The 15535-nt window shown below is 69.8% G+C and carries 15 protein-coding genes; 3 read left to right on the forward strand and 12 right to left on the reverse strand.

Annotated elements, in window-relative coordinates; genetic code table 11:
* Positions 1-1347: DUF6982 domain-containing protein (locus G4D83_RS43550; RefSeq protein WP_420826707.1), on the forward strand; the 1347-nt coding region annotated here is incomplete at its 5' end.
* 99 nt (positions 1348-1446) lie between these two features.
* On the opposite strand, the gene G4D83_RS43555 is transcribed toward G4D83_RS43550, so the two are convergent.
* Positions 1447-2067: a YceI family protein gene (locus G4D83_RS43555; RefSeq protein WP_163870872.1), complete on the reverse strand. Its 621-nt coding sequence runs from the start codon at positions 2065-2067 to the stop codon at positions 1447-1449.
* 29 nt (positions 2068-2096) lie between these two features.
* Complete coding sequence (locus G4D83_RS43560) at positions 2097-2966, reverse strand: dioxygenase family protein (RefSeq protein ID WP_163870873.1); 870 nt, start codon at positions 2964-2966, stop codon at positions 2097-2099.
* 143 nt (positions 2967-3109) lie between these two features.
* Between G4D83_RS43560 and G4D83_RS43565 the strand changes: the two genes are divergently transcribed.
* Positions 3110-4750: a sigma-54-dependent Fis family transcriptional regulator gene (locus G4D83_RS43565; protein WP_163870874.1), complete on the forward strand. Its 1641-nt coding sequence runs from the start codon at positions 3110-3112 to the stop codon at positions 4748-4750.
* Positions 4751-4765: 15 nt separating this feature from the next.
* On the opposite strand, the gene G4D83_RS43570 is transcribed toward G4D83_RS43565, so the two are convergent.
* From G4D83_RS43570 to G4D83_RS43600, 7 genes are all read right to left on the reverse strand, one after another.
* On the reverse strand, positions 4766-5506 hold the full coding sequence (locus G4D83_RS43570; RefSeq protein WP_163870875.1) for a DUF1751 domain-containing protein: 741 nt from the start codon (positions 5504-5506) through the stop codon (positions 4766-4768).
* 142 nt (positions 5507-5648) lie between these two features.
* Positions 5649-5852, reverse strand: a complete 204-nt coding sequence (locus tag G4D83_RS43575) for a hypothetical protein (RefSeq protein WP_163870876.1) — start codon at positions 5850-5852, stop codon at positions 5649-5651.
* 218 nt (positions 5853-6070) lie between these two features.
* On the reverse strand, positions 6071-6286 hold the full coding sequence (locus G4D83_RS43580; RefSeq protein ID WP_141640758.1) for a hypothetical protein: 216 nt from the start codon (positions 6284-6286) through the stop codon (positions 6071-6073).
* 32 nt (positions 6287-6318) lie between these two features.
* Entirely contained in the window at positions 6319-7515 is a 1197-nt protein-coding gene (locus G4D83_RS43585; protein WP_163870877.1) for an acetyl-CoA C-acetyltransferase, read from the reverse strand.
* 65 nt (positions 7516-7580) lie between these two features.
* Positions 7581-8228 carry a hypothetical protein gene (locus G4D83_RS43590; protein ID WP_163870878.1) on the reverse strand — a complete coding sequence of 216 codons (648 nt, stop codon included), beginning with the start codon at positions 8226-8228 and terminating at the stop codon, positions 7581-7583.
* Positions 8229-8315: 87 nt separating this feature from the next.
* A complete protein-coding gene (locus G4D83_RS43595; protein WP_163870879.1) occupies positions 8316-8972 on the reverse strand; it encodes a 2-hydroxychromene-2-carboxylate isomerase in 657 nt (218 codons plus the stop codon).
* A 142-nt stretch (positions 8973-9114) separates the two neighbouring features.
* Positions 9115-12690, reverse strand: a complete 3576-nt coding sequence (locus G4D83_RS43600) for a protein kinase domain-containing protein (RefSeq protein WP_240357157.1) — start codon at positions 12688-12690, stop codon at positions 9115-9117.
* 531 nt (positions 12691-13221) lie between these two features.
* On the opposite strand from G4D83_RS43600, the gene G4D83_RS43605 reads away from it, so the two are divergent.
* Positions 13222-13638 (forward strand): response regulator, encoded by a 417-nt coding sequence (locus G4D83_RS43605; RefSeq protein ID WP_163870880.1) that lies wholly within the window; start codon positions 13222-13224, stop codon positions 13636-13638.
* Between the two features lie 10 nt (positions 13639-13648).
* Here the strand turns inward: G4D83_RS43605 and uraH are convergent, their stop codons facing one another.
* The 3 genes from uraH to alc are packed head-to-tail and all read right to left on the reverse strand — an operon-like array spanning position 13649 to position 15518.
* Entirely contained in the window at positions 13649-13993 is a 345-nt protein-coding gene (uraH, locus tag G4D83_RS43610; RefSeq protein ID WP_163870881.1) for a hydroxyisourate hydrolase, read from the reverse strand.
* Positions 13990-14499 carry a 2-oxo-4-hydroxy-4-carboxy-5-ureidoimidazoline decarboxylase gene (gene uraD / locus G4D83_RS43615; protein WP_163870882.1) on the reverse strand — a complete coding sequence of 170 codons (510 nt, stop codon included), beginning with the start codon at positions 14497-14499 and terminating at the stop codon, positions 13990-13992. Before uraD ends, uraH begins: the two co-directional genes overlap by 4 nt.
* Entirely contained in the window at positions 14496-15518 is a 1023-nt protein-coding gene (alc, locus tag G4D83_RS43620; RefSeq protein WP_163870883.1) for an allantoicase, read from the reverse strand. Before alc ends, uraD begins: the two co-directional genes overlap by 4 nt.
* Positions 15519-15535: the final 17 nt, after the last annotated feature.

Genomic DNA, 15535 nt, shown 5'->3' on the forward strand with positions numbered 1-15535 from the left:
TCCGCCACCCGCGAGGAACTCCCCGCCGACGCCGTCCAGACCGAGTGGTCGACGGGCGAAGCCGCCACCGCACAGCCCGAATGGGCGACAACGGAAGCGCTCGCTCCCGAAGCCGCGCAGGCTGAGTGGTCCTCCTCCCCGGAGAGCGCGGCCATCGCGCAGCCGGAATGGTCCGCCACCACCGAGGAGCTCCCCGCCGACGCCGTCCAGGCCGAGTGGTCCTCCACGACCGAGCAGCCCGCCACTCCCGAGTGGGGCGCGCCCGCTCCGCAGGCCGAGTCTGCCTGGAACACGGCCGAGGCCGCGCCCGTCGAGCTGCAACCCGAGTGGGTATCCGCGGAACCCGAGCCCACCGCCGAGTGGTCCGAGCAGCAGCCCGCCCCCCAGACCGAGTGGAGCGCGTCATCCGACTCCGCCACGGCCACCTGGGACAGCGAGCCCACGGAGACCCCGCCCCAGCAGTCCGAGTGGAGCGAAGCCCCCGTCGACGTGGAGCCCATGGTCGAGGCCGAGCCCGTCCAGGCCGAGGACGTGTCCTGGTCCGAGGAGTCCCCCGCCCCGCCGAGCGCCCCCTGGCAGGCCCAGGACAGTCAGCCGTTCGGCGCCCCGGTGACCGACTTCTCCACCGCCGAGCCCGAGTTCGATACGTCGCTCGCGCCGCTCGAGACGGAGGAAGTGCCCGCCGAGCTCGAGCAGGAACAGGAGCTGGCCGAAATCGAGCTGGTGGAAGAGGCCGTCGAGCCTCCGGAGGTCAATCCTCTACTCGCCGCCACCGCCATGGCCGCCGCCGTGATGAGCGCCGCGCTCAGGCTCCCCGATCCAGCGGCCCGCCCGAGTTCCCACGCGGCCACCGCGCTCCCCTCCGCGCGCGCCCCGCTGGCAACGCCCCCCGTGGCCGAGCGCCCGCAGTCGCTCGCCGCCTCACGGGAGCCGCTCTTCGCGGTCGTCCCTCCGATGCACACCGACTCCATCACCTCGTTCATCGAGGGTGAGCATCGCGTCATCATCCACACCGTCGAAGGCCAGGTGAAGCGCGGCACCATCCGCGACGCGGACCTGCTCGACGAGGTCATCTCCCTGGAACAGCAGAGCGGCTACGCGCCGGAGCAGATTCCCGGCAAGCGTGTGAAGGCCATCTTCTTCATGCTCGCCGCCGGCGCACGTCAGCCGCAGGCCGAGGGCCAGAAGATTCGCGTCACCTTCAACGACGGACGCCAGGTCGCTGGCTTCTCGCAGGACTTCAAGGGCACGACGCCCGGCTTCTTCGTCGTCCCCGCGGACCAGCGCACCAACACCGCCCGCATCTTCATCTACCGCTCCAGCGTGCAGGCCGTCGCCGAAGGCTGAGCGACCCAAGGGCACGCGGCACACCCTGAAACGACAGAGGGGCTCCCACATCACCGTGGGAGCCCCTCTTTCATTCAGCGTCGATGACCGAAGCGACGACTACTTCTTCGCCGGGGCCGGAGCCGCGGCGTCGGCCTTCTTCGTCAGGGACAGGTCCAGGTTGACGGTGACTTCCTCACCGACCGCCACGCCGCCCGTCTCCAGCGCCTGGTTGTACGAGAGGCCGAAGTCCTTGCGGTTCAGCTTCGTCGTGGCCGACACGCCCGTGCGGATGTTGCCCCAGGGGTCCTTGGCCTCCTTCGCCGGGCCCGTGACGTCCAGGACCACGGGCTTGGTGACGCCGTGCATGGTCAGGTTGCCGGTGACCTTCAGCTTGCCCTCGCCCGCCGCCTCTACCTTCGTCGACTTGAAGGTGATGGTCGGGTACTTGGCCGTGTCGAAGAAGTCCGGCGCCTTCAGGTGCTCGTCACGCTTGGCGACGCCCGTGTTGATGGTCGTCGCGTCGATGGTCGCGTCGACGGTGGACTTGGTGACGTCCTTGTCGTCCAGGTTGATGGTGCCCTTCACGTTGCTGAAGGCGCCCTTCACGTTCGTCACCATCATGTGCTTCACGGAGAAATCGGCGCCGGAGTGGGCCGAGTCAATATCCCACGTGGAAGCCATCGCGAGGGACGGCAGGGCCACCAGCAGGGCAATCGCGCTCTTCAGGGTCGTCTTCATAGGGGTGTGCTCCTCGATGAACTACGGGTTCAGGCGCGCAGCGCGAAGCTGCGCATGGACAAGGTTCCGTGATGGAAGCCCTCGAAAACTGAAGTGAGACGGTCTTCGGGGAGGGCGGCTCCGAGGACGAAGTACAGCGGCAACAAATGCTCGGCTCTCGGATGCGCGAGCTGCGCATTCGGTGCATCCAACCATGACTGGAGGCCCACGAAATCCCGCGCCTCCAGCTTCCGCGCCACCCAGGTGTCGAAGGCCCGCGCCCACGGCTCCGGGGACGCATCCTTTTCATGAAAATTCACGCGGCGCAGGTTGTGGACGATGCCACCACTTCCCATCAACAGCACGCCTTCCGCGCGCAAGGGACGCAACGCCTCGCCCATCTTCGCCACGTCCGCCGCGCTCGCGCCCAGCGGCATCGACACCTGCACCACCGGCAACGTTGCCTGTGGAAACGTATGAAGCAGCGGTACCCACGCACCGTGGTCGAGGCCGCGCTCGGTATCCGCGACGGCCTTCAGCCCCGCCGCGCCCAGCTTGGCCACCACGTCGGAGGCCACGTCCGGCGCGCCTGGCGCCGCGTACCGCAGCCGGTACATCGCTTCAGGAAAGCCGTAGAAGTCGTAGACGAGCGGAGGCTTCGCGCTCGCGGTGACGCGCACCTCGCCGGGCGTCTCCCAGTGCGCGGACACCACCACCAGGGCCTTCACCGTCGCCGCGCTCTCGCCAAAGGTCTTCAGCGCGCGCGGATATGCGTCCGCGTCCAGCGCCACCATGGGCGAGCCGTGTGACACGAAGAGCGCCGGAGCCCGCCCGCCCTTCGTGCCAGCATTCAGGACGCCCGCCACGCCGGCCGCCGCCGCGCCCTGCAAGACCTCCCGCCTGTCCAGTCCGTCTCCCATGATGGGCGCCTTCTACTGCAACCCCAGGACCAGGGCTCAGCTCATTCCAACCCATTGAAATGACGAACTTCCAACATCCTGACGTGCACGGGGCCTCTCAAAACGATAGAGAGAGACATCACTTTGGAAGGGAGCAGGACACCGTGCCGGGGCCATTCGACGGGTTGGAATTGGGGGAGCTGCTGTCCTTCGAGCCGGGGGGCGGACTCATCCACTTCGCGGGGCAGCGGGTGCTGCTCATGGACCCGGTGGCGCTGGGGCTGTTGCGCAAGGAGCTGGTGAGTCTGATGGGGGTGACAGCCGCGCGCGGCATCTTCACGCGGCTGGGCTACGCGCACGGCTGGCGCACGGCGGAGGCGATGAAGGGCGCGGTGCCGTGGAAGGATGAGTCGCTGTGGCGTCGCGCGGGCGGACGGCTTCACACGCTGCAGGGCCAGGTGCGGGTGGAGCGCGTGGAGCGCAAGCCCGAGGAGGGCCCGGAGCCCTTCGCCGAGGCGCAGTGGCGCGACTCGTATGAGGCCGAGCAGCACCTGCTGCATCTGGGCCGCGCGGACCATCCGGTGTGCTGGAGCCTCACCGGCTTCGCGTCCGGCTACATGAGCTACGTCAACGGGCGGGAAATCTACTGCACGGAGATGCGCTGCGTGGGCCAGGGGGACGCGGCGTGCCACATCGTCGGCCGTCCCTCCGAGGAGTGGAGCACCGAGTGCAAGGAGGTGCTGCGCTTCTACGAGACGCAGTGCATGGAGGGCGTGCTCGGCCAGGTGACGGACGCGCTCAAGCAGGCGGAGCGCAAGCTGCGCGCGAAGCGACAGTCGCTGGCGCGCGTGGGCGTGACGGAGGACCCCGCGGGCATGGTGGCGCGCGCGGAGGCCATGCTGCGCGTCATCAACCTGGGGCGCCGCGCGGCGAAGGTCGACTCCACGGTGCTCGTCACCGGCGAGAGCGGCGTGGGCAAGGAGCGCATCGCCCGCCTCATCCACGACGAGTCCACGCGCGCGCACAAGGCCTTCATCGCCGTCAACTGCGCGGCCGTCACGGAGAGCCTGCTGGAGAGCGAGCTGTTCGGCCACGCGCGCGGCGCCTTCACCGGCGCGACGCACGACAGGCCCGGACTCTTCGAGGCCGCGCACGGCGGCACCCTCTTCCTCGACGAAGTCGGCGAGGTGCCGGCCTCCATGCAGGCGAAGCTCCTGCGCGCGCTCCAGGAGAAGGAGGTCCGGCGCGTGGGCGAGAACACCAGCCGCAAGGTGGACGTGCGCGTGGTGGCCGCCACCAACCGCGAGTTGAGCGAGGAGGTGCGCGCGGGCCGCTTCCGCCAGGACCTCTACTACCGCCTGCGCGTCATCGAGCTGCGCATCCCCCCGCTGCGAGAGCGCCGCGAGGACATCCTCCCCCTGGCCCGGCTGCTGCTCGCCGAGGCCGCGGAGCGCCTGGGTCGCAAGGTGTCCGGCCTCGCGCCCGACGCGGCGGACCAGCTCCTGCGCTACGACTGGCCGGGCAACGTGCGCGAGCTGGGCAACGCACTGGAGCGCGCGGTGGCCCTGTGCGAGGGCAGCCGCGTGGAGCGGGATGACCTGCCCGAGGAGGTCCGCGCCGCGCCGCCCAGCCTCGTCCCCTCCGGCAACCCGCGCCGGCTGGAGGACATGGAGAAGGACTACATCCTCGCGGTGCTGGCGCAGAACTCGGGCAACCGCGCGCGCACCGCCGAGCAGCTCGACATCGGCGTGGCCACGCTCTACCGGAAGCTGAAGCAGTACGGCCACCCGGAGGCGGCCCACTGAAGTCGTGCTCCCGCCTCAGTTGAGGAACTGATCTCGGTCCGGCCGGTCCTTGTTCTTGGGCACCACGTTCAGGTGCTTGGACCTGCCCCTCAGCTGACGCTGCAAGCGCCAGTGCTGCAGGTGCAGCATCAACCGCTTGGGGCTGGCGCCGCGCACGTAGGCGAACACCAGCACCATCGCGATGACGTGCGGCAACTGGCTGGCCAGGCCCGCGGTGAGGATGCGCAGCACCACGAAGCCCGCGCCAATGCCGGCGAACGCGTTGCCCGACAGGGGGATGCCCCAGAAGTTCGTCTGCCCGCGCCCCATCGAAAGGCCGTAGGCGACCCAGAGCACCGTGCCCATCACCCAGCCGCCCTGGTAACCCATGGGCAGCGGCATGAAGAGGCCCACCACGCCGAGCACGAAGCCCGCGAGCGCCGTGCACCCCACCGCCACCATGAGCAGCCGCTTCGAGCCCCAGGAACTCTCCAGCGAGCCGCCGATGCTCCACAACAGCAGCGCTCCGAAGAGGATGCTGATGGGCTCGCTCTCGATGAAGGCGTAGGTGAAGGGCTGCCAGAGAAAGAAGTTGCCGAAGACGGTGTTGGGCGACAGCAGCAGCAACACGCTGTTGGCCGCGCCCTGGTAGCGCAGCAGCAGGTACAGGACGGACCCCGCGACCAGCCCCACAGCCAGCTTGGACGACATGGACTCCAGACCGGGCAGGCCCCAGCCTCCGCCACCTCTGCCGCCGAAGCTGCGCGTCGGTCGCATTCAATCCTCCACTACGGGCTCAACAGCCGACCAAAGGTGGTGGAACCCCCGCCGCTTCGCAACCCCAAACGACGAAGGGCGCCCCACCCGGTCCCGGGAGAGCGCCCTCGAACATCGACTCCGCGCGTTGCTGGCCGACGAATCAGGCGGCCTTCGCGCGGTAGAAAATCGTGATGGTCAGACAGTGGAACTCCTTGTCCGAGGACTGGGTCACCACCTTGTCCACCACGTCGACGTTGTTCAAATTCTCCTTGAGCCACTTGGTGATGTTCTCACCCATGTTCTCGCGATCACGCGCGAGCGTGGTGGAGAACACCTTGACTCCCGTGAAGCTCGTAACGCCCATTCCGACCCTCGTCTCAAATCTTAAGCTGAGATTCTGGACGTTTACCCCGAGACGATTCCGCTATCAAGAAACGGGCCCGATTTACCGGCCTCGGGCGAATCCGGGCCACCCAGGCCCGGCCCCACGTCCAGGGGCACATCTCCCACAGTTGCGCAGCCGACATCCGCGCTCCGCGGGCCAGGAGCCTCGCGCGTCCACTGACGCGAGGCCCAGGAAGTTCACCGCCCGGCGGCGGCCCTGCGGCTCTGACAGGACACCTCGTCCTTGCAGGCCGGTCCAATGCCTTCCGGGTGGGCGGTGAGCGGCGTCTTGTCGCTCTCCTCCACGCCGCACACCACGCACTTGCGCTTGCGGTTGCGACGCTCCGCGCGGCGCTGCTCGGCGATGGCCTTGGCCCGCTCGCGGGCCGTCTTCGCGTCCACCTCGTTGCTCATCTCGCGTCCCGGTTGGAAGTCGTGTGCAGGCATCAGAGCGCCTCGACCAGCACCGCGATGCCCTGGCCGCCGCCGATGCAGGCGGAGCCGATACCATAGCGTCCACCGCGCCGCTTGAGCTCATAGACGAGCGTGGTGGTGATGCGCGCGCCGGAAGCGCCCAGGGGGTGACCCACGGCGATGGCGCCGCCGTTGACGTTGGTCTGCTCGCGCGGCAGGCCCAGCTCCTTCTCCACCGCCAGGTACTGCGGCGCGAAGGCCTCGTTCACCTCGAACAGGTCCACGTCGGCGAGCTTCGCCTGCGCGCGCTCCAGCAACTGGCGGATGGCGGGCGCGGGGCCGATGCCCATGATTTTCGGGTCGCACCCGGACACGCCCCAGTTCACCAGCCGGGCGATGGGCTTCAGGCCGTGCTTCTCCACGAAGCTCCGCGTGGCCATCACCATGCTGCCCGCGCCGTCGCAGATGCCGCTGGCGGCGCCCGCATGCACCACGCCGTCCTTCTTGAAGACCTTGGGCAGCTTGCGCAGCCCCTCCACCGTCGTCTCTGGACGGTTGTGCTCGTCCTTGGCGAAGACGGTGTCGCCCTTCTTGCCCTTGAGCGTGACGGGCGCGATTTCGTCCTGGAAGCGGCCCGCCTCCTGGGCCGCGGCGAAGCGCTTCTGGGTGAGCACCGCGTACTCGTCCACCTGCTCCTGCGTGAGCGAGTAGTCCATCGCGAGCTGCTCGGCCGTCATGGCCATGGGCTGGCCGGTGTAGCTGTCCGTCAGCGCCGTCCAGAGCATGTCCTCCAGGTTGCCCTTGCCCAGGGGCAGGCCCCAGCGCGCGCCCCGGATGACGTGGGGCGCCTGGCTCATGGACTCGGTGCCGCCGGCGAGCACGCAGCTCGCCTGCTCGGTGAGCATCAGCTCCGCGGCGGTGGTGAAGGCCTGGAAGCCAGAGCCACACAGCCGGTTGACGCCCAGGGCGGGCACGGAGATGGGGACGCCCGTGCGCAGGCCCACGTGGCGGGGCAGGTAGATGGCATCCGCGCTCGTCTGCACCACGTTGCCGTACACGACGTGCTGCACCAGCTCCGGGGACACCTTCGCCTGGGCGAAGGCGGCCTTCGCCGATTCCACGGCGAGGTCGGTGGCGCTGAGGTCCTTCAGGCTGCCGCCGTAGGTGCCGAACGGGGTGCGCTTGCCGGAAAGAAAGAAGATTTCCTCGGTCTTGGACACGCTCTTCATGGTGCTCGTCTACCTACTCTCAAGGGGCGCGCGGTGCACGCGCGCAGTGACGGGGTGGCGGGGATTCAGGACGCGCGCCGCCCCAGGAAGGCGCTGGCGACGATGGCAAGCGCCATCACCGTCCACAACAGCCCTTGCAGGTTCTGCCGGCGTATCTCCTTCCGGCCGAGCCCGCGATACCAGGAACGCCCGGCCTCCACCCGACCTTCCCAGGAGAAGTCCCCGGCCGGGGTGACGCCTTCCATGCGGCGCAGGTGGGCGCGCAGCAGGCGTTCGGGCGAAGCGTCCGCCAGTGAACCGCTGCGGTACACCCCGGGGACGTCCAGGGCGGGGCGGCGATAACCGGCGGTGATGACGAAGCCTTCCGGCGTCAGGGGGGTGAGGAAGTAGAGCCGGGGCTCGCCGTCCGCCGCCTGGTAGATGGTGGCGAAGACGCGCTCGACGGGGTGGGCCCAGTCGTAGGAGAGCGTGGCGCGCTGGAGGCGCGGCTTCTCCTCGTGACTGCCGAGCGCCACGAAACCCAACCCCTGGAGTTCGATGGCCAGTTGGGCCAGTTCCAGGGGGATGTCCATCTGGTCCGCCGGGGCCTCCGGCTCGACTCGGACGCTGTGGGGGAACAGGAAGAGGATGGCGCGCCAGAAGTTGAGCGCCAGGAGGACGATGGCGAGCACGAGGCCAGCGACGACGATGCCCAGCTCGGCGAGAACGTTCATGCGGTGAGCACCTGGGAACGTGGCGGGCGACCGGCGGCCCATCCACCCGGGGCACCCTAGCGGAAACCGGCGCTCCCAGGGCCCCCTTCAGCGCCGGGATGCGGTGGCCGGCAAGTCCCTCCACCGGGCCAGGTCCACGGAGGCCAACGGGTCCTCGCCCCGGAGGAAGCGCTCCAGGTGGCCCAGTGAGTCCACGCCGAAGAACAGCTCCCCGTCCGCGAAGACGGTGGGCACGCCGAACGCGCCCGCGGCGATGGCCTCTTCCGTGTTGCGGCGCAGGCGGTCCTTGATGTCCTGCCGTTGGGCCGCGGCGAGCAGCGCGGGCGCATCCAGCCCGGCGGCCTGGATGGCCACGGTCACCTGCTCGGGCGTCTCGGCGCCCTTCCCGCCTCCCCAGACCTCCGCGTAGAGGGCGGACACCAGCCGGCTCCGCGCCTCCAGGTCGTCCACGGCGGCCGTCACGCGCAGGGGGAGCAGCGGGACGAAGGGGTGCGCGGGGGGAGGACCGAAGGGCACGCCCAGCTCATGGGCGATGCGGAAGGTGTGCTTGAAGATGTAGCCACGCTTCGCGGGGACCTCGGCGGGGCCGATGTTTCCGGTGGCGTTGAGCACGCCCGCGAGCAACACCGGCACGGGCTCCACCACGCGGCCATGGCGGGCGGCGAGCGCGGGCATGCGCGTCCACGCGAGATAGGCGTAGGGGGAGAGGTAGTCGAAACAGAAGCGCAGGGGAGCAAGGGCCATGGGTGGAACTCTAGCGCCCTCAAGCGCCGCGTTCGCGGGGGAGCCTCGCGGACGACGCGCCCCCTGGAAAGCCACCGGGTCTCCGCATACCGCGCTCCGGTGGAACGGCTCCACGTGCGCCGCTCGACACAGAGGACCTCTCTCAGGCGCTCTGCAGGGACTCCGCGCTGCGCTGAAGCGCGCCCCGCAGCGACGTCGCCTGCGCCAGGAGATTCGACGCACGCGCCTCGGTGAAGGCCGCCTCCGCCGCCCCCAGCTCCACGACGGCCGCGTCGGCCGAGGACGACCGCTCCGCGAGCGCCAGATGCACCAGTCCCGCCTGCAGCACGTTGCCCGTCAGCTCCGCCAGCGCGAGCGCGCGACGAAGGTGCACGAGCCCCGCTTCGCCCGGCAGCAGCGCGGCCAGCGCACGACGCGCCAGCACCTCATCCCAGGGATTCGCCAGCACCGGGTCCACCGCGCGCGTGAGCGCCAGTTGCGCCGCCTCGTGCGCGGCCTCCAGGTGCCCCTGCTCCCGCTCGAAGCGAGACTGGTACACGCACAGCAGCGTCTCCATCCGGATGCCGCCCTCGCGCGCCGCCGCCAGGGCCCGGGGCAGCGATTCCCGCGCCGCCTCCGCGTCCTCGAACAACACGTCCCGGCACGCCTGATACGTCTGCACGTGGCACTGCAGCCACCGGTCCTCCGGGAGCACCCGCGCCAGCGCCTCCGCGCGCGCCACCACGGCGGCCACATGCTCGTGCTCGCCGCGCTCCAGGTAGTAGGGCGGCGTGAAGATGGCCAGGTTGCGCTCCATCAGCCGAGGGTTGCCCAACCTGCGCACCAGGTCCGTCTTCTCGGTGAAGGCCGGGACGAAGGCCGCGCCGTCCCCCGTGAACGCCGCGCGAGTCACCACCGAGAACAGGTGGAACGCGCGCACGTCGGTGAAGCCGTGGGCCTCCGCCACCGCATAGCCGTCCCGCGTCGCCTGCGCATCCAACGGCTCGCCGCGCAGCGCCAGGTTCATGTTCATCATGTAGCCGCCCATGCCCAACGCCCAGGCCAGGCGTCGCGGCAGTCGGCCCATCACCTCGCGCATCCCGCGCAGCCGGGAGAGCTGCTCGAACTGCGCCTCCACCACGCCCGCCGAGCGGCCCGTGTACGCGCTGAGCACCGCCGGAGCCAGCAGCGCGCCCGCCCGGAACGGCGACACCTCTGGCTGCTCCTCCCGCACGCGCTCCAGCAACACGTCCAGGTCCTTCGTGCGCCCCACAATCGCCAGCGCCATGGCCTGGAGGATGCGCAGCTCCGCCTGCTTCCAGAAGATGTCCTCGGGCGACGACTGCGCATCCGCCGCGCGCTCGCGGAACAGCTCCCGCAGCCGCGCGGGCCTCTCCTCCTCCGGCGCCGCGCACGCCGCGTCCAGTTGCGCCAGCGCGAGCCTGCGGCCCTCGGCCAGGTCCACGGTGGCCGCCCAGTGTGCGAAGAGCTTTTCCGCGAAGGCCAGCGAGCTGGGTGGGTCGCTCGCGTAGCCCACCTCCACCAGCGTCACCCAGATGCGCAAGAGCAGCCTGTCGCGGCCAGGGAAGTCCGGCGCGGCCTCCAGCAGCGTCGACGCCTCCTTCAAGAGCAGCGTCGCCTCCAGCAGCGCCTGCGCCTCCATGGCCGCGCGGCCCGCGTCCAGCAACGGGCCAATGGCCAGCTCCGGCTCCGACGAGCGCAGGTAGTGCCAGCCCACCGTGCGCGACAGGTCCGGCCGCTGGTAGTAGAGCGTCTGGAGCGCCAGCGCCACGCGCCCATGCGCCGCCCGCCGCTCATCGTCCTGCGTGCTGTCGTAGATGGCCTGGTGCACGGTGTCGTGCGTGAAGACGTACCGGCCCTCCTCCTCCTGGAGGAACTGCCGCTCGACGATGCCGTCCAGCACGGCGAACAGCTCCGACTCCGGCAGCTCCGCCAGCGCCCGCACCATGGGCAGCTCCAGGCTTCGCCCCGCCGGAGCCAGCCTGCGCAGGAGCGACACCTGCTCCACCGGCGCGGACGACAGGCGCTCGAGCACCGCCGCATGGATGCTCACGGGCAAGGCCCGCGTGTCCAATCCCTCCTCCGCCGTCCACCGGCCGCCCACGCGCGTCAGCGCGCCCTCCTCCACCAGCGCGCGCAGACACTCGGTGGCGAAGAAGGCATTGCCGCCCGTCGTCGCATGAAGGCGCGCGACGAAGCCCTCGGGGACCTCCAGGCCCGGCAGCGCCAGTCCCACCAGCGTGCCCACGTGCTCGGCGGCCAGCGGCTCCAGGTCCATGCGCCAGGTGAGCTTCTCGTCCACCGTCTGGAACGCGAGGCTCAGCCGGCTCAGCTCACCCGAACGGAACGTGCCCACCACCATGCCGCGCGTGCCCTGCAGCGCGCGAATCAGCACGTTGAGCACCTCCAGCGAGGCGGTGTCCGCCCAGTGGAGGTCCTCGAAGCACAGCACGAACGTCATCCGCTTGCCGAGCGACTGGACCCACTCCGCCAGCGCCCCGAAGAACCCCAGCTTCTCCTCGCCGGGAACCTGCGCCACGCCCTCGGACTCCGCCGACAGCGAGGGCAGCAGCCGCGACAGCCGCGGGGACAGCCGCTCCATCACCTCCGTGGGCGTGTGCGGCATCAGCGCGCGCAGCGCCTGCGCAATCGGAGTCAGTGGCGCCTGTCCCTCCGCCCGGCACTGCCCACGGCCAAAGGGCAGCTCCGCGAGCTTCGCCTGCAGCTCGAACTCCTGGAGCAGCCGCGTCTTGCCCACGCCGGCGGGAGCACCCAGGAGCACCGCGCGAGACTGGCCCCAGTCCGCCTCGGCCAGCCCGTTCATCAGCGCCTCCAGCTCCGCCGCGCGCCCGACGACCTCCGGCACGTGCAGGTAGCTGGAGCGCGCCGACAGCGGCTCCTCTGGCATCGGCTCCCCACTGGCGTGGCAGAGCGCCTCCATCAGCTCGCTCGCGTCCTGGAAGCGCTCGCGCGGGTCCTTGGCGAGCAGCAGCAGGATGATCTCCTCCAACTGGGGGTCCACCGGCCCCAGCGTGGAGGGTCGGGGCGGCGGACGCGTCAGGTGGTCCGCCAGCAGCGCCGCCGGCGTGTTGCGTTTGAAGGGCAGCCGGCGCGTCACCAGGTAGTACGCCATGACACCCAGCGAGTAGAGGTCCGCGCGCCCGTCGATGCTCGCGCCGCGCTGCCACTCGGGGGCCAGGTACTCCAGCGTGCCCTTGAGCTTGCCGGGGCTCGGGGTGCCCAACTGATGCATCACCCCGAAGTCCATCAGCTTCACTGCGCCGGAGCTGGTGATGCGAACGTTGCTCGCCTTGATGTCGCAGTGCACATACAGGCGCGAGTGGATGAACGCGAGCACCTGCGCCATCTGCAGCAGCACGCGATACAGCGTGCGCGTGTCCAGCGGCGCCTCCCGAGCCAGCGTGCTCAGGTCCTGACCGTCCACCACCTCCATCGTGATGAAGCGGTTGCCGGCCTCCGTCATGCCCCAGTCGAACACCTTCAGCGTGCCCGGGTGCTGGAGCTTCTTCATCGCGAAGAACTCGTGCCGGAACATCAGCACCAGCTCCTCCGTCTTCCCCGCCGTCAGCCCCGCGGGGACCTGCATCTCCTTGAGCGCCACACGCCGCTTCTCGTGCAGGTCCTCCGCCAGCCAGATGCGGCCCATGCCGCCCTCGCCCAGCAGGCCCTCCACCCGGTAGCGCCCCGTCACCACCATCCCCACTTCCAGCGAGCGGCGCACTCCAGCGGCGTCACCGGGCAGGGTGACGGGCGTGCGGATGCGGTCCCCCCATGAACTCGGAGGACGGCTGCGCTCATCTAGAACGGTTGTCTTCTCTTCGTCGCTCACGAAGGTGGGACCAGAAGGTCGGCAGAATCCAGAAGTCGATGGAATATCACGTTTCCATGTATCGGACACACTCCGTTGGAAGGGAGGGAACCCCAGGTCTCGTCGGGCAGGCGACACCCACACGACGCGCGGGCATGAAGCATGGTGGGCACTCATCCAATCCCCACCCCATGCGGGACACCCTCTCACGGCGTGCGCGCGTGAAGCGGGGTGAGGCATGCACGCCCGAGCAGGTTGCCCCGACGCGCCGCTCCAGGCGCTCGGAGAGGCGGCTCCTCTCCTGTACCTCGGTCTAGGGGTGGGGGCGGACCCCTTGCTACGGCGGGCGTCGAGCGGGGATGCTCCAGGGTGAGGCCGCATCCCGTCGGGCTTCACCTTCACCGGAGGCGCCCGAGCATCGTGAAGCCCAAGGTCCTCATCGTCGAAAACTCCTGGACGATGCGCGAGACACTCCGCCTCCTGCTGTCCGGGGACTTCGACTGCACCGTGGCGGCGAACGGCGAGGCGGGGCTGGCCCAGGCCCTGAGCCAGCCGCCGGATCTGCTCCTCTCGGACGTGAACATGGAGGGCATGGACGGCTACGAGCTGTGCCGTCGCTGCCGCCAGGAGCCCACGCTCCAGCACATCCCCGTCGTCTTCGTCAGTGGCTACGCGCCCCGCTCGGACAGCGACCCGAGCCTGCCCGTGCCCGACGCGTATCTCGTCAAGCCCGTGAAGCCGCCCCAGCTCATCGCCGAAATCCACGCCCTGCTCCAGCGCGGAAGCAGCCCCCCTCCCCCGGCGGCGCCCTCCCCGCGGCCCACCAACAAGGCCTGAGGCCCGGGGTTCAGCTCCCCCGGTACGTCGAGTAGCCGAAGGGGCTGAGCAGCAGGGGCACGTGGTAGTGCTCGTCGGGCGCGGCCAGCTCGAACACCACCGACACCGACGGGTAGAAGCCCTTCACGCCGAGCCCCCGGAAGTACGTCCCGGTGTCGAAGGACATCCGGTACACGCCGGGCTCGACGCGAGCGCCGGCCGGCAGGAAGTCGCGCACGCGGCCATCGTCGTTGGTGACGCCGCGAGCCAGCTCCTTCCACTCGCCCGCGGCCACCTGGACCTCCAATGCAATGGGAACACCGGAGGCCGGACGGCCGCGGTTCGTATCGAGAACGTGGGTGGAAAGAGTGCTCATGACGCCAGCAGCTTCTCCAATCGGATGCGGGTGATTTTCGCCTGCTCGCCAGCGGCGATGCGCAGCTCGTCGTCCGGTGCGTTGCCCAGGCGCGCGCGCAGCAGCCCCAACATCTCATCCGCGCTCTTGCCCGTGGCGCAGACGAGGAAGATGAAGCCGAAGCGCTCCTCGTAGGCCTTGTTGCCGTCGGCCAGACCCTGGAGCACCGCCTCGGCGGCGCCGCTCACCCCGCCCTGCTCCTGCGAGGACCAGGTGGCGGTGGACGCGAACTTCGCGCGCAGCGCGTCCACGCCGCCGATGCGCGGGTGGTGCTTGAAGGCCTCGTGCCAGTCATCCGGCCCCGTCTGCTCCCAGAGCCACCCGGCCTCCGCCAACACGTGCTCCACGTCCCGGTAGGGCCGCGCGCGCACCATGGCCTCCACCCAGCGCGCGGAGCCACAGCAGCGCAAGAGCTCCTCCTTGGCCGCCTCGGGAGCCAGCGTGTTGAGCCGAGTCAGCGCGCTCATGCCGGCCGCCCGTGGACGCGCAACCGGCTGACACCACCGTCGGGGAAGATTTTCAGCCGCACGTGGGTGAAGGGGCCCTTCGCCTTCAGCTCGGACTCGAAGTAGTGGCGATGGTCCGCCTGGAGCTTCGTGCGCGGCAAGAGCTCCGTCCACGCGAGGTCATGCGCGTTGGCGAAGTCCACCACCGGCTCACGCAGGGAGATTCCCTCCAGGGACGCGCTCTCCGGGAAGTTGCCCTTGTAGTGCGCGGTGTCCACCTCCACGCGCTCCACGGAGCCGGGGACGGCCAGCTTCACCACAATCCAGTCGAAGCCCGGCAGCAGGCGCTTGCGGCGCGTCTCCCATCCCTCGCCCATGTTGGCGGCACGGCCCGGGAGGATGAGGTTGTCCTTCGGGCCGAAGAAGGCGTCGTTGCACGCGGACACCGTGCCGCCATTCTCCGCCGCCGCCAGGTCCACCGAGCCATTCGCATGCGTCAGCCGCGACAGGTCCGGCCTCACCTCGCCGTGGACGCGGAAGCGCGCCACGCCACCGTCCGGGTAGATGTTGAGGCGCAGGTGCGTCCAGCGCTGCTCACTGAGGATGGGGAAGAGGTTGCGCGAACCGCCCTGCAGCCGCAGCTGCGGGAGGATGCGCGTCCACTTCGCGTCCACCAGCGACTCGGCGGAGGGCGAGCCTTCTACCTCCAGCGCGTCCACCGAGGCGTACTCGGGGAAGTTGCCCACGAAGTGGTTGGTGTCGACATCCACGCCGCGCAACACGCCGGGCAGCCCGAGCTGGAGGATGCACCAGTCGTGACCGGGAACGCGCTTGCGGCGCGACTCCCAGCCGTCCATCCACTTGCCCTGCTCGGTGTACTTGTCGGGGATGAAGACGCCTCGGCCGGGCTTGAGCAGGTTCTCCTTGCCGGCGAAGAACTCGTCACTGGCCAGCAGGGCCTTGCCGCCGACCTTCTCCGCGGCCAGGTCGATGAGCTCGGTGAAGCCGACGCGCAGCTTCCCCTCTTCCGGTGCATGCATGGTGTGTAATCTCCAAA

The sequence above is a fragment of the Myxococcus eversor genome (assembly GCF_010894455.1).
In the GTDB taxonomy this organism is placed as follows: Bacteria; Myxococcota; Myxococcia; order Myxococcales; family Myxococcaceae; genus Myxococcus; species Myxococcus eversor.